The sequence below is a fragment of the Actinokineospora terrae genome (genome assembly GCF_900111175.1).
Classification (GTDB): Bacteria; Actinomycetota; Actinomycetes; order Mycobacteriales; family Pseudonocardiaceae; genus Actinokineospora; species Actinokineospora terrae.
This window is the reverse complement of the sequence record NZ_FOGI01000015.1, coordinates 1-22,739: the sequence shown is the minus strand read 5'-3', so window position 1 is coordinate 22,739 and position 22,739 is coordinate 1. Positions and strand designations below refer to the sequence as shown.

Below are 22,739 nucleotides of genomic sequence, written 5' to 3'. Positions count from 1 at the left end.
TGTTAGGTATGCTAAACCTCATCAACGCTGGTCAGACCTCGGTTAGCAGGTCTTAAGGCGGCCGTGTAGCAACTCTCGCTTGTCTGCCCGCCATTCCTGCCTGTTCACTCTGTGGACCGCGGCAAGGGAACCGGACGAGAGATGTGGGAACACAGCATGGGCTATCGAAAACATTCCCGGACCCTGGTCGGTGTGCTGGCCGCCGTCCTGGTCGTCCCCGCCTGCGGCGGTGGCGCGGCGGACGGCGGCGGGAACACCACGAACCAGGTCAAGGCCGAGGCGAACTCCGCCAACTCCGGCACCGCCAAGCAGGGCGGCACCATCACCTACGTCCTCGAGCGCAACATCCTCGACTGGAACCCGCTCGGCGCCGACATCGGCGTGGCGACCCAGCTGGTGGCCGACGCCTACGACCCGGCGCCGTTCGTCACCCTGCCCGACCTCAAGACCATCGAGCTCAACTCCGACCTGCTGGTCAGCGCCGAGCAGACCAGCACCTCGCCGCAGACCCTGGTCTACAAGATCAACCCCAAGGCCGTCTGGAACGACGGCACGCCGATCACCTCGGCCGACTTCGACTACGTCTGGCGCGCCTCGGACCCGCGGGTCTGCCCGAAGTGCGAGGCCGCGTCGACCATGGGCTACGACGCCATCACCTCGCTGGTCGGCACCGACGACGGCAAGACCGTCACGGTCACGCTGAGCAAGCCGTTCGGCGACTGGAAGGCGCTGTTCGGCCCGATCCTGCCCGCGCACGTGGCCAAGAAGCTGGGTGACGACGGCACCCCCGAGGGCCTGGCGAAGTCGTTCAACGACGGCTTCCGCTACAAGGATTCCTTCCCGGACTGGTCCGGCGGCCCGTTCATGTTCAAGTCCTGGGTCACCAACCAGGCGGCGACGCTGGTGCCGAACCCCAGGTGGTACGGCAAGCCGACTACTTTGGACAGCCTGGTGTTCCGGGTCATCACCGACACCACGCAGGAGGTGCCCGCCCTGCAGAACAACGAGGTCCAGATCATCAACCCGGACCCGCAGGTCGACCTGCTGCGCAACGTCCAGGCCCTCAGCGGGGTCAAATACCAGCTGGTCGAGGGCCTGCGCAAGCAGATGATCCTGCCCAACATGAACAACCCCGCGATGCAGGACGTGGCGCTGCGCAAGGCGCTGTTCACCGCGGCCGACGTGCAGCAGACGATCGCCAAGACCGTCGGGCAGTTCTCCGAGGGCGCCAAGCCGCTGCGCAACCGCATCTACGTGCCACAGCAGCCCGGCTACAAGGACAACCTGGGCACCTTGGGCACCGGTGACATCGCCAAGGCCAAGTCGATCCTGAGCGACGCGGGCTACAAGGTCGACGGCGACAAGCTCGTCGACCCCAAGGGCGCCCCGGTGCCGACGCTGACCATGCGCTACATCCAGAACAACCAGATCCTCAAGACCGTCTGCGAGCTGTTCGCCGCCAACGCCAAGCAGCTCGGCGTCACGGTGGACGTGCAGACGACCGACTCGATCGGCGCGACGGTCACCCACCAGCCCGGCAAGGACTTCGACCTGTTCGCGATGGGCTGGATCGGGCAGACCTTCGTCTCGACGCAGTACTCGCAGGCGTTCATGACCAAGGGCGGGCTCAACTTCGGCGGCTACAGCAGCGCCAAGGTCGACGAGCTGCTCACCAAGGCGCTCGGCGCGACCGAGGAGTCCGATGTGGCCGGCTACCTCAACGGGGTGGACGCGCAGATGACCGAGGACGCCTACATCCTGCCGCTCTACCAGGTCCCCGACCTGCTCGCCTACAAGGCCGACCTGGTCAACGTGCGGGCGAACGGGACCTACTTCGGCCCGCCGTACAACGCGGGCCAGTGGGGCATCGGCGGATAACACCCGACCGCGCGGCGGTGGTGCCCCCTCGCAGGGGGTGGGGTACCACCGCCGCGCCCGACCTGCGGCTGGAGGAGTCCGGATGCTGGCCTACGTACTGCGGCGCCTGCTGCACACCATCCCGATCATCCTGGTCGGGTCGTTCATCACCTTCGTGATGGTGAGCGCCTCCGGTGACCCGCTCGGCGACCTGCTGGCCAAGCAGCCGCCGGTCTCGCCCGCGATCCTGGCGGCGGAGCGGCACCGGCTGCGGCTGGACCTGCCGCTGCTGGAGCAGTACTGGCGGTGGCTGACCGGGATCTTCCGCGGCGACTGGGGTCCCTCGGTCACCCGCGTCGACATCGGGCACGAGATCTGGCCCCGGCTGCTGGTGTCGGTGCGGCTGGTGGTCCTCGCGGTCCTGCTGGCCCTGCTGCTGGCGCTGGTGGTCGGCGTGATCAGCGCGGTGCGGCAGTACTCGTGGGTGGACTACCTGTTCACCTCCGCCGGGTTCCTGCTGCTGTCGATGCCCGCGTTCTGGCTGGCGATCCTGCTCAAGCAGCAGGCGATCGACGTCAACGAGGCGACCGGGAGCACGCTGTTCTACACCGTCGGCGACGCCTCGATCCCGCCGCCGACCGGGTTCTGGCCGACCGTGTCCGACATCGCCGGGCACATCGTGCTGCCGACGATCGTGCTGGCGCTGACCACCTTCGCGCCGTGGAGCCGGTTCGTGCGCTCGTCGATGGTCGAGGTCCAGCAGAGCGACTACGTGCGGCTGGCCAGGGCCAAGGGGCTGCCCCGGCGCACGGTCCTCGTCCGGCACGCGCTGCGGACCGCGCTGATCCCGCTGACCACGGTGGTCGCCATGGACCTGGCCGTGCTGTTCTCCGGCGCGGTGATCACCGAGACGGTGTTCCAGTGGCGCGGGATGGGCTCGTTCCTGCTCTCGGCGGTGCGGGACAAGGACATCTACGCGGTGATGGCGTGGCTGCTGCTGGTGTCGGTGATCGTCGTGCTGTTCAACCTGGTCGCGGACCTGCTGTACGCGGTGCTGGATCGGAGGATCCGCCTTGGCTGAGACAACCCACCCGGTACCCGGCGGCCCCGGTGCGCAGGACAGCGGGGATCCGGTCCCGGTGAGCCGCGCGCGGCTCGTGGTGCGCCGGTTCCTGCGCCACCGGCTCGCCACCGTGAGCCTGGTCCTGTTCGTGCTGCTGGTGCTGCTGGCCTTCGTCGGTGGCGCCCTGTGGCACTACGGGTACGACACGTTCACCCCGGACAACTCGCAGCCGCCCTCGGCCGCGCACCCGTTCGGCACCGACGCCACCGGCTACGACCTGTTCGCCCAGGTGCTGCGCGGGACCCAGCGCTCGATCGAGATCGCGCTGTTCGTGGCCGCGGCGTCCGGGATCTTCGGCAGCGTCTGGGGCGCGGCGGCGGGCCTCTACGGCGGCCGGGTCGACACGCTGATGATGCGGGTCGCCGACCTGGTGCTGATCTTCCCGGCCATCGCGGTCGCCGCGGTGCTGGCCAACAACGTCGCGACCGGCGGCCAGGGCTGGCTGCTCATCGGCGTCGTCCTCGCGGCGCTGACCTGGCCCTACGTCGCCCGGCTGGTGCGCGGGCTGGTGCTGTCGCTGCGCGAGCGCGAGTTCATCGCCGCCGCCCGCACCTTCGGCGCCGGGTCGTGGCGGATCATCTTCCGGCACATCCTGCCCAACGCCATGGGCACCATCGTGGTGGCGGTGACGATCATCGTCGCGGTGGCCATCCTGGCCGAGACGGCGCTGTCGTTCATCGGCTTCGGGGTGCGCGCCCCGGACACCTCGCTGGGGCTGCTGGTCAGCCAGAACCAGTCCGCGGTGTCCACCAGGCCCTGGCTGTTCTACTTCCCCGGGCTCTTCATCGTGGTGATCGCGCTGTGCGTCAACTTCATCGGCGACGGCCTGCGCGACGCCTTCGACAACACTCGGTCCCGGAGCCGCACATGAGCCCGACGACGCACCAGACGACGACCGCGGAGGTCCTCTCCGTCCGCGACCTCACCGTCGAGTTCCCCGACGAGCGCGGCCGGGTCCAGGCGGTGCGCGGCGTGTCCTGGTCGCTGCGCGAGGGCGAGGTCCTCGGCGTGGTCGGCGAGTCCGGCTGCGGCAAGTCGGCGACCGCCCTCGCGGTGATGGGCCTGCTGCCGCCCGGTGCCCGGATGGGCGGGTCGGTGCGCTTCCGCGACCGGGAGCTGGCCGGGCTGGGCGACAGGGGCATGTCCTCGGTGCGCGGCCGGTCGGTCGCGATGGTCTTCCAGGACCCGCTGTCCTCGCTCAACCCGGTGTACTCGGTCGGCTTCCAGGTGGCCGAGGCGGTCCGCGCGCACCACCCGGGGACCAGCAGGGACGACGCGGTCGAGCGGGCCGTGCACCTGCTGGAGCTGGTGGGCATCCCGAACGCCCGCGACCGGGTCGGCGACTACCCGCACGAGTTCTCCGGCGGCATGCGCCAGCGGGTGGTGATCGCGATCGCGATGGCCAACGACCCGGACGTGATCATCGCCGACGAGCCGACCACCGCGCTCGACGTCACCATCCAGGCCCAGGTGCTCGACGCGCTGCGGACCGCGCGCGCGGAGACCGGGGCGGCGGCGGTGCTGATCACCCACGACCTTGGCGTCGTCGCCGGGCAGGCCGACCGGGTGGTGGTCATGTACGCGGGCAAGGTCGTCGAGTCCGGCACCGCGGACGAGGTCTTCTACCGGCCCCGGATGCCGTACACGCTCGGTCTGCTCGGCAGCCTGCCGCGGCTCGACGGGCGGTTCGGCGCACGGCTGACGCCCATCGCGGGCACTCCCCCGGCGCTCGACCGCCCGATCCCCGGGTGCGCGTTCGCCCCCCGGTGCCCGCTGGCCCGCGAGCGGTGCCTGACCGAGGAACCGGAGCTGCGCGAGGTCGACGGGCACCTCACCGCGTGCCACTTCGCCGAGGAACTGGTCGACAAGCGCCCCGAGGACGTCTTCGTCCCGGTTGTCGCGCCCGTGGCGCTGACCGCGGAGCGTCCTGTTCGGACCGAGGGACCGCTGCTGCGGGCCACCGGGCTGGTGAAGCACTACCCGGTGCGCGGCGGCGGGTTCTTCCGGCGGCAGGTCGCGGAGCTGCACGCGGTGTGCGACGTGTCGTTCTCGCTGTCCGCCGGTGAGACGCTGGGGCTGGTCGGTGAGTCCGGCTCGGGCAAGTCCACGATCGCGAAGCTGCTGATGTCGCTGGAGGAGCCGACCGCGGGGCGCGTGGAGCTGGACGGGGCCGCTGTGCGCGGCCGCAAGCACGCGCGGGACCTGCAGATCGTGTTCCAGGACCCGATGGGCTCGCTGGACCCGAGGATGACCGCCGCCGACCTGGTCGCCGAGCCTCTGCGGATCAACGGCCTGGCCAAGCAGGACGCCCGGACCCGGGCGCTGGAGCTACTGGCCTCGGTCGGGCTCGGCCGCGGCCGCTCCGAGCGGTACCCGCACGAGTTCTCCGGCGGGCAGCGGCAGCGGATCGGGATCGCCAGGGCGCTGGCGCTGCGGCCCAGGGTGCTGATCCTCGACGAGCCGGTGTCGGCGCTGGACGTCTCGGTGCAGGCCGACGTGATCAACCTGCTGGAGGACCTGCAGGACGCGCTCGGGCTGTCGTACCTGTTCATCGCGCACGACCTGTCGGTGGTGCGCCACATCGCCGACCGGGTCGCGGTGCTCTACCTGGGCCGGGTGGTGGAGGTGGGCGAGCGGGACGCGGTGTTCGACCACCCGTCGCACCCCTACACCCAGGCGCTGATCTCCGCGGTGCCGCTGCCGGACCCGCGCAAGGAACGGGTGCGGGAGCGGATCCTGCTCAGCGGCGACGTGCCCAGCCCGGTGGACCCGCCGTCGGGGTGCCGGTTCCGGACGCGCTGCCCGAGGTTCCTCGGCGCGCTGACCGACGCCGAGCGCTCGTTGTGCGTCGAGGAGGTGCCCGGCCTGGTCGAGCGCGGCCAGGGGCACCCGGTGGCCTGCCACTTCGGCGGTCCGCGATGAGCGGGCGCGGCGGCCGGGTGGCCGGGAAGGTCGCGCTGGTCACCGGCGCGGCGCGCGGGGTGGGGCGGGCCTGCGCGCTGCGGCTGGCCGAGGAGGGCGCCGACCTGGTGCTGCTCGACATCGGCGTGGTCAGCCGGGTGGAGACCGTGCCGGAGTCGCTGGCCACGGCGGGCGAGCTGGAGCGGACGGCCACCGAGGCGCGCGCGCTGGGCCGGACCGTGGTGTCCCGGCTGGTCGACGTGCGCGACGGTGACGCCATCGGCGCCGCCGTGCGGGCCGGGGTCGCGGCACTGGGGTCGCTCGACATCGCGGTGCCCGCCGCCGGGGTGCGCTCGCGCGGCACGGCGTGGGAGATGCCGGAGGCGCAGTGGCGCACGATGATCGACATCAACCTGACCGGGGTGTGGCAGACCGCGAAGGCGGTCGCGCCGGTGATGGTGGCGCAGGGGGCGGGGTCGATCGTGTTCATCGGCTCCGCGCTGGCCCACCGCGCGGTGGCCGGGTACGCGCACATGGCGGCCGCCAAGCACGGCGTCGCCGGGCTGGTCAGCGCGTTCGCCCTGGAGCTGCTGGACTTCGGCGTCCGCGTCAACAGCGTGGACCCCGGCGCGCTCGGCCCACCGGGACCGTCGGCCGCGGACGTCGCGGACGCGGTGCTGTTCCTGGCCTCGGAGGAGTCCCGGTACATCACCGGGACCTCGACGGTGGTCGACCGGGGGTCGAGATGGGCGTGACAGAGACGGCGCGAGGACCTCGCGCCGCGACACGAGGGAGCGAATCACATGGCGGCCACCCGCTATTCCGTCGAGGCACGGCGACTGCTGCGCACCCACCTGCCGGAGCGCTCGGACGCGCTCGGCATGTCGGTGCGCGAGGCGGACCTCGGCCTGCGGCTCGACGGGGCCGGGCACGGGTTGCTGGACACCACGCACTTCGACACCGTGCGGTTCCCGCCACCGGAGTGGGCAGCCGGGGTCTTCGCCGCGGCGGCCGAGGACGGCGACAACGCCTACACCGCCTACCGCGGCGGCGCCGAGGTGCTGCGGGCCTGCGCGCGGTCGGTGTCCACCCTGCTCGGGGTCGACGTGCACCCGGAGCACGACATCGCGGTGACCACCGGTACCCAGGGCGGGCTGTTCGCCACGCTGAGCGCGCTGGTCGACTTCGGTGACGTGGTGGCGCTGGCCGACCCGGAGTACCTGTTCGTGGAGCGGATGCTGCGCTTCCTCGGCGCCGAGGTCGTGCGGGTCCCGATGGTCGACGACCCGGCCGGACCGCAGCTCGACCTGGCGGCCCTGGAAGCGGTGGCCCGCGGCGGGATCCGGCTGCTGCTGACCTCGAACCCGAACAACCCGACCGGCACCGTCTACACCGAGCAGACGATCGCGGGCGTGGGCAGGCTGGCCGTCGAGCACGACTTCCTGGTCGTCGTCGACGAGCTGTACTGCAGGCTCGTCTACGACGAGACCCCGTACTTCCACCTGGCCGCGCGGCCGGGACTGCGCGACCGCACTATCACCCTGCTGGGCGGCTCGAAGACCGAGTCGCTGAGCGGGTACCGGGTCGGCGTCGTGGTCGGCCCGCCCGAGGTGATCGACGCGGTCGAGCAGGTCATGGCGATCTCCTGCCTGCGCGCGCCCGCCTACGCCCAGCACGTGCTCACCCGGTGGCTCACCGACGACGTCGAGTTCGTCCGCGACCGCGTGCTCGAACTCCGCGCCCTGCGCGAGATGACCGCCGAGCGGCTGCGCCAGGTGGACGGCCTGGTCGTCCAGCCGGGCAACGGGACCGCCTACCTGTGGCCGGACGTCTCGGCGCTGGGGCTGAGCGACGTGCAGGTGGCCAAGGCGCTGCAGGCCGACGCGGGGGTGGTGGTCAGCCCCGGCTACCAGTTCGGCCCGTCGGGCACCGGCCGGTTCCGGGTGTGCTTCGCCCGCGACGAGGCGGTGTGGAGCGCCGCCCTCGACCGGATGGTCCTCGCCCTGAACGGAGCCGCGTCGTGACCGTGCGCGTCCTCATCTGCTCGCCGCTCGAACGCGAACACGTCGACCGGATCGCCGCGGTCGACCCCTCGGTGGAGGTGTTGTACGAACCCGAACTGCTGCCGGTCCCCCGCTACGACGGCGACCACGGCGGCGTCCTGCCCGAGCTGAGCGCCGGGCAACAGGCTCGGTGGCGGGAACTGGCCGCCTCGGCGGACATCGCCTTCGACTTCGACCGGCGGGACCCGGCGGCGATGCCGGGCAACTTCCCCCGCCTGCGCTGGATCCAGGGCACCAGCGCCGGGCTGGGCCGGTTCACCGACCGGTTCCCGTTCGACCTGGACCGGGTGGTCGTCACCACGGCGGCGGGCGTGCACGCGCGGCCGCTGACCGAGTTCACGCTGATGGGGCTGCTGTACTTCGTCAAGGACGTGCCCGGGTTGCGCCGGTGGCAGGCGGCCCACGAGTGGACCCGGTACACGACCTCGACGCTGCACGGGAAGCGCGCGCTGGTCGTGGGGCTGGGATCGGTGGGCAAGCAGGTGGCGGTCACCCTGTCGGCGCTGGGGATGGACGTGGTCGGCGCCGTGCGCCCCGGCGGGACCTCGACGGCCCCGGGGGTGTCGTCGGTGGTCGAGTTCGGTGCCATCGGGGCGGTCCTGCCCTCGGTCGACGCCGTGGTGCTCGCCTGCCCGCTCACCGAGCAGACCCGCGGACTGCTCGGTGCGGCCGAGTTCGCCGCGCTGCGGCCGGAGGCGGTGCTGGTGAACGTGGCCAGGGGCGAGGTGGTCGACGAGGACGCGCTGGTGGCGGCGCTGCGGGCCGGGCAGGTGCGGGGGGCCGCGCTGGACGTGACGGCGGTCGAGCCGCTGCCGGTGGACTCCCCGCTGTGGGACCTGCCGAACGTGTTGATCTCCCCGCACTCGGCCTCGACGGTGGCGGGCGAGAACGGGCTGATCACCGACATCTTCTGCGACAACCTGCGGCGATGGCTGGCCGGGACACCGCTGCGCAACGTCTACCGGGCGGAGCTGGGGTACTGAGCCGCGGGCGGGCTCACAGCTCGTAGTCCGGCCTGAGGTAGTGGCGGTAGAGCGCGTCGGCGACCGACCCGGGGTCGCCGGAGCCCAGGGTGTCGAGCAGGTCCTGGTGCAGCTTCGGCATCTCGGCCAGGTCCAGCTGCTGCTCCTCCAGCGAGGACCTGATCACCGCGCCCATCTGGCCGTCCAGAGTGGACCAGAGGGAGGCCAGCCGGGCCTTGCCCGCCGCGCGCACGATGGTGCCGTGGAACTCGGTATCCAGGTCCACCACCGCGGCCATGTCGTGCGCGGTGGCGGCGCGGGTCATCCGGTCGATGATCTCGGTCAGCGGGCCCACCAGCCCCTCGGCGCCGCGCGCGAGCACCGCCCGGACGGCGCCCTCCTCCAGCACGTACCTGGCGTAGCAGGCGTCCTGGATCTCGTCGTGCGAGAGCCGGGTGACCACGCTGTGGCGGCGGGGGCTGATCTCGACCAGGCCCTCGGTCTGCAAGCGGGTCAGCGCCAGCCGGACCGTCGACCGGCTGACGTTCAGCTCGGCGGCGATGGTCGCCTCGACGACCCGGCTGCCCGCGCGGAGCTCGTTGTTGAGGATCCGGGTGCGCAGCAGTCGGTGCACGGTGTCGGGCAGGGACGGGTGCTCCAGCGGCTCAGGCATCGGCCAACCCCAGCAGCGCCGCGGTGACCCCGACGTGGTCCTCCGGCTCGACCACGACGTCGAACCGGTCGGCCGGGGCGCACAGGACCGGCATCACACCGGGTCCGTGCCCGGGGAGCGGACTCGCCCCGTGAACCACCACCGCCACGGTCACCCACCCCTCCCTGCGGCCGACGTTGTGCCGGACGTCCACGTCCTCGACGCATACTAGATCGCCCAACCGCAGGCCCGGGGCGGTGCCGGGGTCGAGCTGGAGGTCGATGTCCCACTGGTGGGCGGGCCTGCCGACACCGTTGCCGATCAAGTGGGACGGGACGCGGGCGCGCACCGACAGCGGGGCGGTCAGCGCGGGCAGCAGCACGGGGTCGATGTTGAGGGTGGTGACCCCGTCCGCGGCGGGCGCGCCTTGGCCGACAGCGCGGACGGCGATCTGGTCGTCGGGCAGCAACCGAGCCAGCGCATCCTGGTCGAACACCGTGATGACCCGCCCTTCCCCGCCGCGTTTGCCCAGGACACGACCCACCGCACCCGCGGCGGCACCGGTGCGGACGACCGCCTCGTTGCCCAGGCACGCGAACGCGACCAGGGCATGCCGGGCCGCCGGATCCGGATGGCCGAGCGTGGCGCCGGGAGCGGGGTGATCGGCATCGAACCCGAACACGCTGTCCCCAAGCCTCAGCCCCAACACCACCCCCGCGTCAGCCACCGGCAGGAACGAACCCCCATCACGATCAACCCGATACGGGTAAGCCGCCATCCGCGGCGTCTCCACCACCCCGAGCAGCGTCGTGGCGACCAGCCCGCCACCCACCGGCGTTCGACCACCGTTCACAGTCGCTGTCCCTCCGAGTCGTCGAGCAGGATCTGTCCGGGCGGTCATAGGTGGGCGCCGTTCGGGTCGTCGAGTAGGTCGAAGGCGTGGGTGGGGCCGGTGAGCAGGGTGCTCGGGCCGGGGCCGTGGCCGAACATGCGGCAGGCGCCGGTGGTGAGGGGGCCGATGGCGAGCCAGTCGGGGCGGTGGGCGCGGCCGAAGCGGTGGTCTTGGTCGAGTAGGGCTACCAGGTCGCCGATGCGCAGGGAGGTCGTAGTGGGGAGCATCAGGTCGGTGTTGGCGTACTCGGACGCCATGCCGGTGCCCGCGCCGACCGCGGTGGCCGGGATCCGGGCCGCCACCGGGACGCGCAGTCTCCCGTCGCTGCCCGTGGTGATCCGCAGCCGGTCGAGCAGCGTCGGGTCGAGGTTCTTGACCGTGACCTCCGGGTGGTCCAGCAGCCGGAGGCCCTGCCCCCGCGCGCGGATCGCCACCCGGTCGCCGGGGGCCATCTCCGCCAGGGCGTCCTGCGGCAGGTCGACCAGCACGTAGGCGTGGTGGCCGATGACCCGGCCGGTCGCGCCGGTCGCGGGTCCGCTGAGGACCGTCACGGGGTTGCCGACGCAGGTGAGGAACTGCAGGGCGTTGTCGGCTTCGTGGTCGCGGTGGCGGACCGAGAGCCCCGGCTCGAGGTGGTCGGCGTGATGACCGGTGACCGGGGTGCCGATCCCGGCGCCGAGCGTGACCCCGCCCATGCCCGGCAGCAGGAACGCGGCACCGTCACCGTCGACCCGGTAGGCGAAGCGGTCCGACAGCGGTGGCCAGACCTCGCCGACGAGCACCTGGGTGAGCAGCCGGTCGGCGTTGGTCCTCACGCGACCCCGAAGCGGAAGCCGTGCCCCCGCACCGCGGGAGCGCTGACCGCGCCGTTCCACACGTTCATGATCGGCTGTGCCTGGAGCACGTCGCCGACGCCGTCCACCGTGGCCAGGAAGTCGAAGATCGACTGGGTGAACCTGGCACCGGCGAGCGGTTCGGCGATGGCGCCGTCGGTGATCCGGAAGCAGGCGTCCCTGCTGACGCCGGTGATCGTGCTCGCCTGGCGGTCGACCAGCCTGGTGTACCAGAACCGCTCGACGTACACGCCGCGCTCCACCCCCGAGATCAGCTCGGCCTCGGTCGCCTGCCCGGGGTCCATCACCACGTTCGCGGGCACCGGCGCCGGGGCCGCCTCCCTCGCGGTGTGCGCGTGGCCGGTCGGGTGGGTCGCGGTGGCCAGGTCGGTGACGGGATCCCCGACCACTCCCCCGGTCAGCAGCGGCACGCGGGTCTTCGGGGTTCCCTCGACGTCGAACGGGATCGGCAGGCCGTACGGGTGGTGCGCGTCGTCGGCGACGGTGACCAGCGGGGACGCGACGGCCTGGCCCGCCCGGGTGGCGCACACCCCGACCCCGGCCGCCGCGAGGTCACCGGAGAAGCCCAGCACACCGAGGAAGCCCAGCAGTTCGGCGGTGGCCTGCGGGCCGAGCACCACGGTGTAGGTACCCGGCGCCGGCTCGACCCGGCCACGACTCGCCAACGCCCTGGCGATCGCGGTGTCGATCGCCGCACCGGTGCGCAGGGCCCCGCTGGAGCGGTGCAGGTCCGTCCACTGCGAACTCCCGGTGCCGGTCGCGACGGTGAGGCTGCCCGTCGCCTCGGTCGCGACCGCGTGCCTGCTGATCCCGGTGCTGGTGGCCACCGCGATCCGGGTGGCGGCCCGGCCGATCATGCCTGCCGCCGACCCGCCCGCGGCCCCGGCCGCGCGCATGGCCCGCCCGGCGAGGCCGACCCGGGCAGCGGCGTCGAACGCGGCGGTGTCCTCGTGCCAGAGGTCCGGGTCGGTGGCGGGCGCGGGGTCGCCGACCCGGGCGGTCCCCGGCCGCCCGGCGACGCGGGCCAGGTCACGGGCCAGGGCGGCGGCTGAGCGCACGGCGTCCGGCACGCGGTCGAGTCGACTGGTGGACACCGTGCCCGCGTGGCCGTCCACCACGGCCCGCACGCGCACCAGCACCTCGGTGATGTCCTGCGGCTGGTGCACCCGGTCGCCCGCGAACCGGGTGTACTCCCCCGCGCGGGCCAGCAGCGTGGCCTCGACCTGGTCGGCGCCGCCAGCGCGGGCGGCGGACTCGACGGTCGCGATGGCGCGCTCGGCGCTCAGCGGTGCGGAGAACCCGGTCATCACGCCACCCCGATCCGCAGGCCGCGCACGAGCGCGGGCGCCGCGCCGTGGCTCAGGAAGCTCCACTGCTTGGGTTCGCCCTTGCCGCACGGGTACCCGAAGGTCCTGGCCTCGTCCGGTCCGGCGACCGCCTCGACGGAGTTCCAGAACCGCGGCGTGATCCCGCCGTAGGAGAAGTTCTTCAGCAGCCTGCCGCGCTTGCCATCACGCACCTCGTAGGCCACCTCGGTGCCGAACTGGAAGTTCAGCCGCCGCTCGTCGATCGACCAGGAGCGGTTGTCCTCGATGTAGTAGCCGTCGCCGAGGCGGTCGCAGAGCTCGTCGAGGGAACCGGAACCGGGTTCGAGGTGGACGTGGGTGGCGAAGCAGACCGGCGGGTAGGCCCAGCCATCGGCGCGCGCGGCACCGGTGAGCGCGACCCCGGTGCGGGCGACGGAGTCCAAGTTGGACAGTGCGTTGCGGATGACGCCGCCCTCGACGAGCGCGCGGCGGCGCGCCGGAGTGCCCTCGTCGTCGAAGGCGAAGCTGCCCCGGGTGCCCGGGACCGTCGGGTCACTGGTGATGGTCACCGCGGGCGAGCCGTAGCGCAGCCTGCCGATGTCCTCGACGCCGATGAACGAGGTGCCCGCGAAGTTGGCCTCGTCGCCGATCATCCGGTCCAGCTCCAGCGCGTGCCCGGCCGACTCGTGGATCTGCAGCGACAGCTGCTGCGCGCCGATCACCACGTCCGCGGTGCCCGAGGGCGCGACCGGCGCGGTCAGCAGCGCGACGGCCTCCTCGCCCACCCTGGCCGCGTTGGTGACCAGGTCGCGACCGAGGACGAACTCCCAGCCCGCCGCGCCGGTGTCACCGTGGAAGGAGTTCGGGTAGCTGCGCCGCTGCACGTCGCCGTGGCCTGCCGCGATCACCAGCACCAGCACCCCGGTCTCCACGAAGTGCTGGTGCTGGCGGGACCCGACCGAGCTGCCGAAGTGCCGGTGCTGGCGCTTGGCGTTCACCCCGGCCTGCGCCGAGACGACCTCCCGCGGCGCGCTCGCCGCCGCCAGCGCGGCCGAGAGCAGGCCGTGGCGCTCGTCCTCCGACACCGCGAACGGGTCCTGCTCGACCACGGTCTCGTACCGCCCGCTGCGCGCCTCGACCGCGGGCAGGCGGATCGGCGCGGACGTCCCGGCCGAGGCGACCGCGAGGGCGTGCGCCCGGCGGGCCGCGGTGGCCGCGTCGACGGAGTCGGCGAGCGGCAGGGCGGCGAAGCCCCACACCCCGTCGACCAGCACCCGCACCCCGATGCCGACGTTGTGCTCGACCCGGGCGTCGGTGGCCGCGCCGAGCTGCCGGTACACCCGCGTCTCCTCGGCCTCGACCAGCCGCACGTCGGCGTACTCGGCGCGGCCGTCCACCGCGTCCAGCGCGACCTCGACGATCTCGCGGGCCGCGGTGTCATCGGCCAGGGCACCCCAGCGGTGCGCGCTCACGCGGCACCGCCGAGCGGAAAGTCGACCCAGGCGCGGGTGCGGTGCGCGGCCTCGAAGGCGTTGATCGTCTCCTGCACGAGCGCGCCCTGGCCGAAGTCGCCCTGGTTGGCGGGGGTGCCGTCGAGCAGTTCGCTGACGAAGTCGGCGCACAGGTTGGCGTAGAACAGCGAGTCCCAGTCCTCCCGCGAGGTGCCGCCCTCGGGGAAGAACTCGCGGGGGATCTCCCGCTCGACGAACTCGACCGCGTCCTTTGTCGCGGTGCGGATGGTCTGGCAGCTGCCGTGCTCGGCCACCAACCGGACGATCACCGCGCCCTCCGAGCCGTAGACCCTGGCCTCGATGCCGGGCAGGTTGCCCACCGCGACGTAAGAGGACTGGATGGAGGCGAGCAGGCCGGGGCCGAACTCGCAGATCCACATGTCGCCGTCGTCGATGTTGAGCCGCTGCGACCGGCCGGTGCTCGCGACCACCCGCTCCGGCACGAAGTTGCGCATCGTGCCCACCACCGAGGTCAGCTCGCCACCGGCCCACCAGTGCATGATGTCGATGATCGGCGCGCCGTAGCCCTCGATCGAGGACACCGCCAGCACCCCGGGGTCGGCGTCCGGGTCGACCTGGCGCATCGGCGTGCGCGGGTCGATCCACTGGCTGTTCTGCTCGAAGCCGTTGAACAGGTAGGGCTCGCCGACGAAGCCCTCGTCGATCAGCCGCTTCGCGTACTGGACGGCCGGGGCGTAGCGGAAGGTGAAGCCCAGCTTGGTCTTGAGGCCGTTGGCCTTGGCGAGCGCGGACAGGCGCCGGGTCTCGCGGTAGTCGCGGTGCACCGGCTTCTCGCACAGCACGTGCTTGCCCGCGACCAGCGCGGCCTCGGAGATCTCGAAGTGCGCGGTGTTGGCGGTGGCCACGTCCACGACGTCGATGGTCGGGTCGTCGAGCAGGTCGCGGTAGTCGGTGGTCAGCCGATCGACCCCGAAGTCGCGCCCCGCCCCGGCGAGCGCGTCCCGGTCGGTGTCGACCAGGGCCACCACCTCGGCCCGCGGATCCCGTTGCCAACCGGGGATGTGCGCCCGCCTGGCCCACCGCCCCGCACCCACGACCGCGACCCGCACCCTGTCCCGCGCCATCCCGGCTCCTCTCACCGACCCCGAGGGGGCTGACGCTAGGCCGATTGTCGATTGCCGACAATCGCCAGTGACGCGGGTCACTTCAGAGGGCCCGGGTGGCCGGGCCCACTGAAGTGGTCGGGTCAGGAGCGGCCGAGTGCCGCCACGACGTCGGCGGCGCGGACCGGGAGGGAGAACATCGGGTAGTCGTAGGTGATGGCGTTCTCGTGCTCGGCGGCGGAGGTGGCAGCGACGCAGTCGGTGAGGGTGATCACCCGGTAGCCGTTCTCGTAGCCGGTGCGCATGGTGGACTCGACGCAGCAGTTGGTGAGGAAGCCGCCGAGGACGATCGTGGTGATCCCCTTGCTGCGCAGGATGAAGTCGAGGTTGGTGCTGGCGAAGGTGTCCAACCCGCGCTTGCCCTCGACCACGATGTCCCCCTCGGCCGGGGCGAGGTCGTCGACGATCGCCGCGCCCCATTCGCCCTTGACTAACGCGTTGCCGTCCACCACGCCCTTGAGGATGCCGTACGGGTGCGCGGAGATCTCGTTGTAGCCCGCGGTGAAGGTGATCGGGGCGTGCATCACCGTCACCCCGGCGGCCCGCGCGGCGTCGACGACCGCCCGGGTGTACACGAGCCTTCCGCGGCAGGCACGTCCTCTTAGGACAGTCGGGTGGGTCGACAGCGGTGGCGGGAGTGCGGTTGGCTGCAGCCATGACCGAGGTGCTGAGGGTGGGTGCGGTGCAGTTCGAGCACCGCGACGGCGACAAGGCGTACAACCTGGCGCGGGTGACGCGGTTCGCCGTCGCGGCGGCTGAGGCGGGGGCTCGGCTGGTGGTGTGTCCGGAGATGTGCCTGGTGGGCTACTGGCACCTGCGCCGCCGCACGGTCGGGGAACTGCGGGACCTGGCCGAACCCGCGGACGGACCGCTGGTGGGCGCGCTGCGGGAGCTCGCCGCCGAGTTGGGGATCGGCGTCGGCGCGGGCTTGCTGGAGAGCGCGGGCGAGCAGCTGTTCAACTCCTACGCCGTGTGCCTGCCGGATGGCGCGGTCCACGTGCACCGCAAACTCCACGCGTTCGAACACGAGGCCATCTCCAGCGGGGCGGGCTACACGGTGTTCGACACGCCGTGGTCCGTGCGGATGGCGATCCTGATCTGCTACGACAACAACCTGGTCGAGAACGTGCGGGCCTGCGCGTTGGCGGGTGCGACCGTGCTGCTGGCGCCGCACCAGACCGGGGGCACGCACTCGCGCAGCCCGCACGGCATGAAGCCCATCCCGCTGTCGGTGTGGGAGAACCGCGACAGCGACCCCCGTGCCGTCGAGGACGCCTTCCGCGGCGCCAACGGGCGGGAGTGGTTGATGCGGTGGCTGCCGTCGCGTGCGCACGACAACGGCCTGTTCGTGGTCTTCGCCAACGGTGTCGGCCGCGATGATGACGAGGTCCGCACCGGCAACAGCATGGTCATCGACCCCTACGGCCGCGTCGTGGCGGAGACCTGGGCCGCGGGCGACGAGCTGGTGCTGGCCGACGCCGAGCTGGGCCTGGTTCCGCTGTCCACCGGGCGCCGGTGGCTGGCGGCGCGTCGGCCTGAGCTGTACGGACCGCTGGTGCGGCGGCTGGGTACCGAGCGTGATCCGAGGACGGCTCGGTTCAGTCCGGATCCGGTCGTGTAGCGCGGGCCGGTGTTGGGGTGCGGTCGAGGCGGAGGAGGTCGGGACGGGAGTAGTGGCCGGAGACGTCCAGGTCGAGGTAGGCGCCGTCGAGTTGGCCGCGGTCGATGTCGGTGATGAGCAGGTCGGCCCGGCCGAACACCGGGCCTGCCAGCAGCTCGCCGAACGGGTCGACGACGCAGCTGCCGCCGTTGATCATCGGCTGCTCCGGCCCGGCGAGGGGGTAGTCGGCGGGGGTGGCGTACTGGTTGGCCGACAGCACAAAACACCGCCCCTCGACGGCGATGTGCCGCATGGTCGCCGTCCAGACCTCGCGGGCATCGACGGTCGGCGCGCAGTAGAACTCGACCCCCTGCTCGTAGAGCGCGGCGCGGTAGAGCGGCATGTAGCTCTCCCAGCAGATGGCCATGCCGATACGACCGAGGTCGGTGGGGACGACCGCGATGTCGGAGCCGTCGCCTTGGCCCCAGATCACGCGCTCGACGCCGGTGGGCATCAGCTTGCGGTGGTGGCCGAGCAGAGCGCCCGTGTGGTCGAACAGCAGCGACGAGCAGTAGAGGCTGTGCCCCGAGCGCTCGACCACGCCAACCACGACCAGGCACCCCGCCGCCGCCACGGCCGCGCGCACCCGGTCGAACGGCTCGCCGGGTACCTCGATGGCCGACCTGCGGTAGCGCGCGAACAGCGAACGCCCCTCCAGCGTGCGATCACCAACCGTCGCACCGAACGTCGCGCCCTTGGGGTAGCCGCCGAGGAACGCCTCCGGGAACACCACGAGCTCCGCCCCGCCATCCCGCGCCCGGCGCAACAAGACCTCGAACAGGTCGAGCCCGCTAGCCAACTCGCACAACGGCGCCGCCGCCTGGACCACCGCCACCCGCACGACCCGCTCCTCTCGCACGACCTCCGCCATCCTGCCAGGATCGGCAACACTCGCCCGGCCGATCGCCCCAACTCGTGGTCCACCCGGGCGCGTCCTCGCCCTGCTCGATCCACCGGACGTCGCGGGACTGGGCGAACATCACCACCGCACCCGGGGGGCGGTCATGAACCGGCGTCGTGGCGGGCGCGGTCGAGTTGGTCGGTGACGGCGGTGATGCGGTCGGCGAGGTCGGGGTGGGCGTCGCGCAGGTGTGGGCCCGCGTTGGTGAGGGGGGTGAGCAGGTCGGCGGTGTCGGAGGCGCCGAGGGCGGTGGTGACGTGGTCGACGGTGCGTTGGCCGGTGTGGTCGAGGTCGTCGATGAGGCTGACCGCGGCGGCGAGTCTGCGGAGCAGGACGGCGTTGTCGCGGGCCCAGCGCAGTACCGCCTTGTCGCCCGCGCGGCGGTCGCGTTCGGCGCGGACCCGCTCCTCACCGGTGCTCGTCGTCGTGCCGTCCGGCCGGATCCGCAGGTAGCGGCGTTCGGCGGCCTGCCTGCTGGCGACACCGAGCGCGGGCGCGATGCGCGCCCAGCTGACCCCGGCCTCCCGCGCGGCCTCGATGAGCCGGGGTTCCCACCCGGCGAGCTCGTCGCGCAGGTGGCGCAGCAGCGTGAGCGCGGCCAGCAGGTCCTCGCTGCCCGCCGTCTCGTGCTCGGCGACCGCGTGCACCAGCGCCAGATCGCCGAGCGCGTCGTCGCGGCCACTCGGCCCCTCGCGCAGGTGCGACCGCGCGTCGTCCCGGTCGACGTCCATCAAGACCTCATTCGTCGTCGTCAGGACGACACCATACCGCGAACCGACGACACACGGATTGTCATCGTCAAAGCGACGCAACACTTGTCATCCATCAGACGACGTGTTAGAACTGTGGTGCGCGTTGACGACAGACGGACAACCAGGAGGTGGAACGATGTTGATGCGCACCGACCCGTTCCGGGAGTTCGACCGCATCGCCCAGCAGGTGCTCGCGGGCGCCCAGGGGACGTGGTCCCGACCGGCCTCGATGCCGGTGGACGCCTACCGCGCGGGCGACGAGTTCGTGGTGACCTTCGACCTGCCCGGCGTGGACCCGGACGCGATCGACCTCGACATCGAGCGCAACGTGCTCACCGTCCGGGCCGAACGCAGGCCACACGAGACCGCCGAGGGCGTCGAGTACCAGATCTCCGAACGCCCCACCGGCGTGTTCAGCAGGCAACTGTTCCTCGGCGACGCACTCGACACCGACCGCGTCAGCGCCGCCTACGAGCACGGCGTGCTGACCCTGCGCATCCCCGTCGCCGAGCGGGCCAAGCCGCGCAAGATCGCCATCACCGCACCGGCCGACGACCAGAAGGTCATCAACGCCTGACGCGAGCGGGAGGGGCCGAAGCCCAGTTCCCCGGCCCCTCCCCCGGCCAGCCGCCCCACGTCCCGCGGACCGGAGGGAGCCGACATGTCCACCCCGTTCGCCGTGTCGGCCGAACAGACATCCGAACGCACCGTCCTGCACGCGCGCGGCGAGATCGACACGAGCACCGCTGCGATCCTGACCGACGCCCTTGCCCGGGACTCAGGCGCCCCGGTCGTGGTCATCGACCTCACCGAGGTGACGTTCCTCGCCTCCGCGGGCCTCGCCGTGCTGGTCGCGGCGAACCAGCGGACCCGGACGACCGGGCAGAGGTTGATCACGGTCAGCCCGCCGGGCAGTGCTGTCCGCCGAGCCATCGCCGCGGCCAGCCTGGACCACGTGCTCGCCCTGGCCGAAGACCGGACCACGGCAGTGTGAGGGGTCAGTCGGTCAGGCGGTGGTTGCCGAGTTGTATGGTCATGCCGGGGTCGCGGTGGTCGAAGAACTGCGAGGCGCCGGTGTCCAGGGTGGCGATGCGGGCCATCTGGTCGTCGGTGAGCGCGAAGTCGAAGACGTCGAGGTTCTCGGCCATCCGCTCGGCGCGGACGGACTTGGGGATGACCACCACGTCGCGCTGGATCAGCCAGCGCAACACGACCTGCGCCACGGACTTGCCGTGCGCCTCGCCGATCCCGCTGAGCACCGGGTGGGTGAACAGGCCGTTCTTGCCCTCGGCGAACGGGCCCCAGGACTCGATCTGGACACCGCGGTCGCGCATGAGGCCCTGGTCGGCGGTGCGCTGGTGGAACGGGTGGGTCTCGATCTGGTTCACCGCGGGCGTGATCTCGTTGTGCTCGGTGAGGTCGACGAGCCGGTCGGGGTGGAAGTTGGACACGCCGATCGCCTTGGCGAGGCCTTCGCGGTGCAGGTCCTGCATGGCGCGCCACTGGCCGTGGACGTCGCGGTAGGGCTGGTGCATCAGGTACAGGTCGACGTGGTCGAGACCCAGCTTGCGCAGCGAGGTGTCGAAGGCGCGCCGGGTGTTGTCCTCGGCCGGGTTGTCCTGGACCCACAGCTTGGTGGTGACGAACAGCTCCTCGCGCGGAATGCCGCTGTTCCTGATCGCGCGCCCCACCGCTTCCTCGTTGCCGTAGGCGGCGGCCGTGTCGATCGACCGGTAGCCCGCGGCGAGGGCGTCGGTGACGACCTTCTCGGTCTGCTCCGGCGGGACCTGGTAGACGCCGAAGCCGAGGACCGGCATCTCGACGCCATTGTTCAGGGTGACGTTGTGCACGGCGGTGCCCTTTCGAGCTGGTGGTTGCTGTGTCATCGGTCGAGCATCCGCATCTGCTGCTCGTTGTGGTGCTCGCCGGACGGCGGGGCCAGGCCTTCCAGCGTGGCGACCTGCTCGGCGGTGAGGTCGACGCCGTCCGCCGCGACGTTCTCCTCGACGCGGGCCACGCGCTTGGTGCCGGGGATGGGGACTATGGTGTCGCCCTTGGTCAGCAGCCAGGCGAGGGCGACCTGGGCAGGCGTCGCGCCGATGTCGGCCGCGATGCCGGTGACCTGGTCGGCGAGTGCCACGTTGCGGTGGAAGTTCTCGCCGGTGAAGCGGGGGTTGGTGGTGCGGAAGTCGTCGGCGTCGAGCTGTTCGGGTGAGCGGATCGTGCCGGTGAGGAAGCCGCGGCCCAGGGGCGAGTAGGGGACGAACCCGATGCCCAGCTCGCGCAGCAGCGCCAGCACCCCCTCCTCCGGGTCGCGGGTCCACAGCGAGTACTCCGACTGCACCGCGGTGATCGGGTGCACGGCGTGCGCCCGCCGGATCGTGTTCACGCCCGCTTCGGACAAGCCGATGTGGCGGACCTTGCCCTCGGCCACCAGCTCGGCGACCGTGCCGACGGTGTCCTCGATCGGGGTGTTCGGGTCGACCCGGTGCTGGTAGTACAGGTCGATGTGGTCCGTGCCCAGGCGCTTGAGCGAGCCCTCGACGGCGGTGCGGATGGTGGCCGGGCTGCTGTCCGGGGCGCCGCGGCCGGTGTGGGAGATCAGGCCGAACTTGGTGGCCAGCACGACCTGGTCACGGCGACCCCGCAGCGCCCGGCCGACGAGCTCCTCGTTGGTGTAGGGCCCGTAGACCTCGGCGGTGTCGATGAGCGTGACGCCCAACTCCAGCGCCCGGTGCAGGGTGCGGATGGACTCGGCGTCGTCGCTGCCCGCACCGGTGTAGCCGTGGGACATGCCCATCGCGCCCAGACCGATGCGGCCGACCACCAGGTCACCCAGCTTGGCGTGCTTCACGTTCGCTCCGTTCGCAAAAGGATCCGCCCTCGATGATGCACCCTCCCCGTCAGGGGTGGACGTCGAGCGCGGCGAACCGGGTGGCGAGGTCGTCGACCCACTCGGCCGGGGTGCGGTGGTCGGGCAGCGGGACTCCGGCCTCGGTGCGCCACAGGGCGTCGTCCAGGGTGGCGCGCAGGTGCCAGGCCATGATCCGGTCGATCGACAGCGCCCGACCGGACAGGCGCTCGTAGTGCCTCACGGTGGCCGTGAGCAACTCCACGTCGGGGAAGGCGCGCAGGTCGTACTCCGGTTCCGCCGCGCTGACGGTCTCGAAGTCGACGACCAGGCGCAGTCGGCCGTCGCGCCACACCTGGTTGTCGCCGTGCAGGTCGGCGTGCACCAACGCGGCCTCGAGGCGGGTGGCCAGCACGGCGTCGGCCCAGTCGCACCAGGTCGCGATGGTGGCGCGTTGGTCGGGTCGCAGCCATCGGCCTAGCCCGGCGCGGACCTGCTCGGTCGAGGCTTCGACTCGGGGTGGGGGCAGGGCGCCTGTCGCCTGCTCGACCCGTTCCCGCGTGGCCGGGTCGTGCAGTGCGCGGAGGAACCTCGCCAGGTCACTGCCCGCGTGATCACGGTCGACCGAGTCGACGACGGCGAACAGCGACTCCCCCGGCACGCGCCTGGTGACGAGCAACACCGGCTCGGTGCTGCCTGCGACGACCTCGGGGAGGAACGGGACGCCGGACAGGGCTGTCAGCACCCCGATCTCGTGCGCCAGTCGCCGCGCGGCCGGAGCCGACCACGCCAGCTTCGCCACGAACCCCTCCCCCACGGCGGCACTCGACGACCGCCACAGCGGGTCGTCCCGCCCCACCAGGTCGGGCAAGGTGATCGGCAACCCGACCAACTCGGGCGCGACGACCCGCAGGGCCTCCGTCAGCGCCTCGACCGAGCACTCGGCAATCCACTCCACCTGCCCGATGGTCCTCCACCACGGGCGGTCGCACTAGCGGGCGCGATCCACAGTGGATGCTCCTGTTAGGGCAGTGGGGTGTGCGCTGGGTCGACGGGTTCGCGGGGTGGGCCGGGCGGGGTGCCGTTGCCGAAGGGGGTGCCGCCCAGGGACTCGCGGCCGTGTGGGGTCAGCCAGGTCGCCAGGTCCGGGCCCTTGGGGACGATGCCGGTGGGGTTGATGTCGCGGTGGACCGCGTAGTAGTGCTCCTTGATCTGGGCGAAGTCGACGGTGTCGCCGAAGCCGGGGGTCTGGAACAGGTCCCTGGCGTAGGCCCAGAGCGCGGGGAGCTCGGTCAGGCGGGAGCGGTTGCACTTGAAGTGGCCGTGGTA

At 72.0% G+C, this 22,739-nt stretch carries 22 protein-coding genes and 1 pseudogene; 10 read left to right on the top strand and 13 right to left on the bottom strand.

What is annotated here, in order from left to right; all coding sequences use genetic code 11:
- Positions 1-156: 156 nt before the first annotated feature.
- From BMY07_RS28900 to BMY07_RS28870, 7 genes are all read left to right on the top strand, one after another.
- Complete coding sequence (locus BMY07_RS28900; protein ID WP_092785911.1) at positions 157-1,878, top strand: ABC transporter family substrate-binding protein; 1,722 nt, start codon at positions 157-159, stop codon at positions 1,876-1,878.
- Between the two features lie 82 nt (positions 1,879-1,960).
- A complete protein-coding gene (locus BMY07_RS28895) occupies positions 1,961-2,938 on the top strand; it encodes an ABC transporter permease (RefSeq protein WP_092785650.1) in 978 nt (325 codons plus the stop codon).
- The gene (locus BMY07_RS28890) at positions 2,931-3,851 is read left to right on the top strand and encodes an ABC transporter permease (RefSeq protein ID WP_425426366.1); all 921 of its coding nucleotides are present in this window, start codon (positions 2,931-2,933) and stop codon (positions 3,849-3,851) included. Before BMY07_RS28895 ends, BMY07_RS28890 begins: the two co-directional genes overlap by 8 nt.
- Positions 3,848-5,902, top strand: coding sequence for a dipeptide ABC transporter ATP-binding protein (locus BMY07_RS28885; RefSeq protein WP_092785646.1), 2,055 nt, complete (start codon positions 3,848-3,850; stop codon positions 5,900-5,902). The genes BMY07_RS28890 and BMY07_RS28885 overlap by 4 nt, the downstream gene beginning before the upstream one ends.
- The gene (locus tag BMY07_RS28880; protein ID WP_092785644.1) at positions 5,899-6,636 is read left to right on the top strand and encodes an SDR family oxidoreductase; all 738 of its coding nucleotides are present in this window, start codon (positions 5,899-5,901) and stop codon (positions 6,634-6,636) included. Before BMY07_RS28885 ends, BMY07_RS28880 begins: the two co-directional genes overlap by 4 nt.
- A 48-nt stretch (positions 6,637-6,684) precedes the next feature.
- Positions 6,685-7,905, top strand: coding sequence for a pyridoxal phosphate-dependent aminotransferase (locus BMY07_RS28875; protein WP_092785642.1), 1,221 nt, complete (start codon positions 6,685-6,687; stop codon positions 7,903-7,905).
- A complete protein-coding gene (locus BMY07_RS28870) occupies positions 7,902-8,927 on the top strand; it encodes a D-2-hydroxyacid dehydrogenase (protein ID WP_245782722.1) in 1,026 nt (341 codons plus the stop codon). The genes BMY07_RS28875 and BMY07_RS28870 overlap by 4 nt, the downstream gene beginning before the upstream one ends.
- A gap of 13 nt (positions 8,928-8,940) precedes the next feature.
- Here the strand turns inward: BMY07_RS28870 and BMY07_RS28865 are convergent, their stop codons facing one another.
- The 7 genes from BMY07_RS28865 to BMY07_RS28835 all read right to left on the bottom strand — a co-directional run bounded on the left by BMY07_RS28865 (position 8,941) and on the right by BMY07_RS28835 (position 15,821).
- The gene (locus tag BMY07_RS28865) at positions 8,941-9,579 is read right to left on the bottom strand and encodes a GntR family transcriptional regulator (protein ID WP_092785640.1); all 639 of its coding nucleotides are present in this window, start codon (positions 9,577-9,579) and stop codon (positions 8,941-8,943) included.
- Complete coding sequence (locus BMY07_RS28860) at positions 9,572-10,411, bottom strand: DUF4438 family protein (protein ID WP_245782721.1); 840 nt, start codon at positions 10,409-10,411, stop codon at positions 9,572-9,574. Before BMY07_RS28860 ends, BMY07_RS28865 begins: the two co-directional genes overlap by 8 nt.
- A 44-nt stretch (positions 10,412-10,455) precedes the next feature.
- Positions 10,456-11,265 carry a DUF4438 family protein gene (locus BMY07_RS28855; protein WP_245782720.1) on the bottom strand — a complete coding sequence of 270 codons (810 nt, stop codon included), beginning with the start codon at positions 11,263-11,265 and terminating at the stop codon, positions 10,456-10,458.
- Entirely contained in the window at positions 11,262-12,611 is a 1,350-nt protein-coding gene (locus BMY07_RS28850; RefSeq protein ID WP_092785634.1) for a TldD/PmbA family protein, read from the bottom strand. The genes BMY07_RS28855 and BMY07_RS28850 overlap by 4 nt, the downstream gene beginning before the upstream one ends.
- Positions 12,611-14,083: a TldD/PmbA family protein gene (locus tag BMY07_RS28845; protein WP_092785632.1), complete on the bottom strand. Its 1,473-nt coding sequence runs from the start codon at positions 14,081-14,083 to the stop codon at positions 12,611-12,613. The genes BMY07_RS28850 and BMY07_RS28845 overlap by 1 nt, the downstream gene beginning before the upstream one ends.
- Positions 14,080-15,207, bottom strand: coding sequence for a Gfo/Idh/MocA family protein (locus BMY07_RS28840; RefSeq protein WP_092785630.1), 1,128 nt, complete (start codon positions 15,205-15,207; stop codon positions 14,080-14,082). Before BMY07_RS28840 ends, BMY07_RS28845 begins: the two co-directional genes overlap by 4 nt.
- A 122-nt stretch (positions 15,208-15,329) precedes the next feature.
- The gene (locus BMY07_RS28835) at positions 15,330-15,821 is read right to left on the bottom strand and encodes a cysteine hydrolase family protein (protein WP_245782719.1); all 492 of its coding nucleotides are present in this window, start codon (positions 15,819-15,821) and stop codon (positions 15,330-15,332) included.
- An 80-nt stretch (positions 15,822-15,901) separates the two neighbouring features.
- On the opposite strand from BMY07_RS28835, the gene BMY07_RS28830 reads away from it, so the two are divergent.
- Complete coding sequence (locus BMY07_RS28830) at positions 15,902-16,867, top strand: nitrilase family protein (RefSeq protein ID WP_092785626.1); 966 nt, start codon at positions 15,902-15,904, stop codon at positions 16,865-16,867.
- On the opposite strand, the gene BMY07_RS28825 is transcribed toward BMY07_RS28830, so the two are convergent.
- Together BMY07_RS28825 and BMY07_RS28820 are read right to left on the bottom strand one after the other, a co-directional pair.
- Positions 16,845-17,777, bottom strand: a complete 933-nt coding sequence (locus BMY07_RS28825; RefSeq protein WP_092785624.1) for a carbon-nitrogen hydrolase family protein — start codon at positions 17,775-17,777, stop codon at positions 16,845-16,847. The two genes, BMY07_RS28830 and BMY07_RS28825, sit on opposite strands and share 23 nt — an antisense overlap.
- A 131-nt stretch (positions 17,778-17,908) precedes the next feature.
- Complete coding sequence (locus BMY07_RS28820; protein ID WP_218150816.1) at positions 17,909-18,538, bottom strand: HSP18 transcriptional regulator; 630 nt, start codon at positions 18,536-18,538, stop codon at positions 17,909-17,911.
- A 157-nt stretch (positions 18,539-18,695) separates the two neighbouring features.
- Here BMY07_RS28820 and BMY07_RS28815 point away from each other — a divergent pair, with 157 nt between their 5' ends.
- Positions 18,696-19,136, top strand: coding sequence for an Hsp20/alpha crystallin family protein (locus BMY07_RS28815; RefSeq protein ID WP_092785622.1), 441 nt, complete (start codon positions 18,696-18,698; stop codon positions 19,134-19,136).
- 84 nt (positions 19,137-19,220) lie between these two features.
- Positions 19,221-19,553 carry an STAS domain-containing protein gene (locus BMY07_RS28810; RefSeq protein WP_092785620.1) on the top strand — a complete coding sequence of 111 codons (333 nt, stop codon included), beginning with the start codon at positions 19,221-19,223 and terminating at the stop codon, positions 19,551-19,553.
- Between the two features lie 4 nt (positions 19,554-19,557).
- On the opposite strand, the gene BMY07_RS28805 is transcribed toward BMY07_RS28810, so the two are convergent.
- The 4 genes and pseudogenes from BMY07_RS28805 to BMY07_RS28790 all read right to left on the bottom strand — a co-directional run.
- On the bottom strand, positions 19,558-20,445 hold the full coding sequence (locus BMY07_RS28805; protein ID WP_218150815.1) for an aldo/keto reductase: 888 nt from the start codon (positions 20,443-20,445) through the stop codon (positions 19,558-19,560).
- Positions 20,442-21,413 (bottom strand): aldo/keto reductase, encoded by a 972-nt coding sequence (locus BMY07_RS28800; RefSeq protein WP_092785616.1) that lies wholly within the window; start codon positions 21,411-21,413, stop codon positions 20,442-20,444. The genes BMY07_RS28805 and BMY07_RS28800 overlap by 4 nt, the downstream gene beginning before the upstream one ends.
- A 49-nt stretch (positions 21,414-21,462) precedes the next feature.
- Positions 21,463-22,368 (bottom strand): aminoglycoside phosphotransferase family protein, encoded by a 906-nt coding sequence (locus BMY07_RS28795; RefSeq protein ID WP_092785614.1) that lies wholly within the window; start codon positions 22,366-22,368, stop codon positions 21,463-21,465.
- 65 nt (positions 22,369-22,433) lie between these two features.
- Positions 22,434-22,739, bottom strand: a pseudogene (locus BMY07_RS28790) (glutathione S-transferase family protein); the annotation flags it as partial.

Coding starts and splice junctions, on each gene's coding strand:
- BMY07_RS28885 (WP_092785646.1), top strand. CDS start 3,848: ATGAGCCCGACGACGCACCAGACGACGACCGCGGAGGTCCTCTCCGTC.
- BMY07_RS28865 (WP_092785640.1), bottom strand. CDS start 9,579: ATGCCTGAGCCGCTGGAGCACCCGTCCCTGCCCGACACCGTGCACCGA.
- BMY07_RS28815 (WP_092785622.1), top strand. CDS start 18,696: ATGTTGATGCGCACCGACCCGTTCCGGGAGTTCGACCGCATCGCCCAG.
- BMY07_RS28805 (WP_218150815.1), bottom strand. CDS start 20,445: ATGACACAGCAACCACCAGCTCGAAAGGGCACCGCCGTGCACAACGTC.
- BMY07_RS28875 (WP_092785642.1), top strand. CDS start 6,685: ATGGCGGCCACCCGCTATTCCGTCGAGGCACGGCGACTGCTGCGCACC.
- BMY07_RS28895 (WP_092785650.1), top strand. CDS start 1,961: ATGCTGGCCTACGTACTGCGGCGCCTGCTGCACACCATCCCGATCATC.
- BMY07_RS28810 (WP_092785620.1), top strand. CDS start 19,221: ATGTCCACCCCGTTCGCCGTGTCGGCCGAACAGACATCCGAACGCACC.
- BMY07_RS28900 (WP_092785911.1), top strand. CDS start 157: ATGGGCTATCGAAAACATTCCCGGACCCTGGTCGGTGTGCTGGCCGCC.
- BMY07_RS28850 (WP_092785634.1), bottom strand. CDS start 12,611: ATGACCGGGTTCTCCGCACCGCTGAGCGCCGAGCGCGCCATCGCGACC.
- BMY07_RS28820 (WP_218150816.1), bottom strand. CDS start 18,538: ATGGACGTCGACCGGGACGACGCGCGGTCGCACCTGCGCGAGGGGCCG.
- BMY07_RS28825 (WP_092785624.1), bottom strand. CDS start 17,777: ATGGCGGAGGTCGTGCGAGAGGAGCGGGTCGTGCGGGTGGCGGTGGTC.
- BMY07_RS28840 (WP_092785630.1), bottom strand. CDS start 15,207: ATGGCGCGGGACAGGGTGCGGGTCGCGGTCGTGGGTGCGGGGCGGTGG.
- BMY07_RS28880 (WP_092785644.1), top strand. CDS start 5,899: ATGAGCGGGCGCGGCGGCCGGGTGGCCGGGAAGGTCGCGCTGGTCACC.
- BMY07_RS28830 (WP_092785626.1), top strand. CDS start 15,902: ATGACCGAGGTGCTGAGGGTGGGTGCGGTGCAGTTCGAGCACCGCGAC.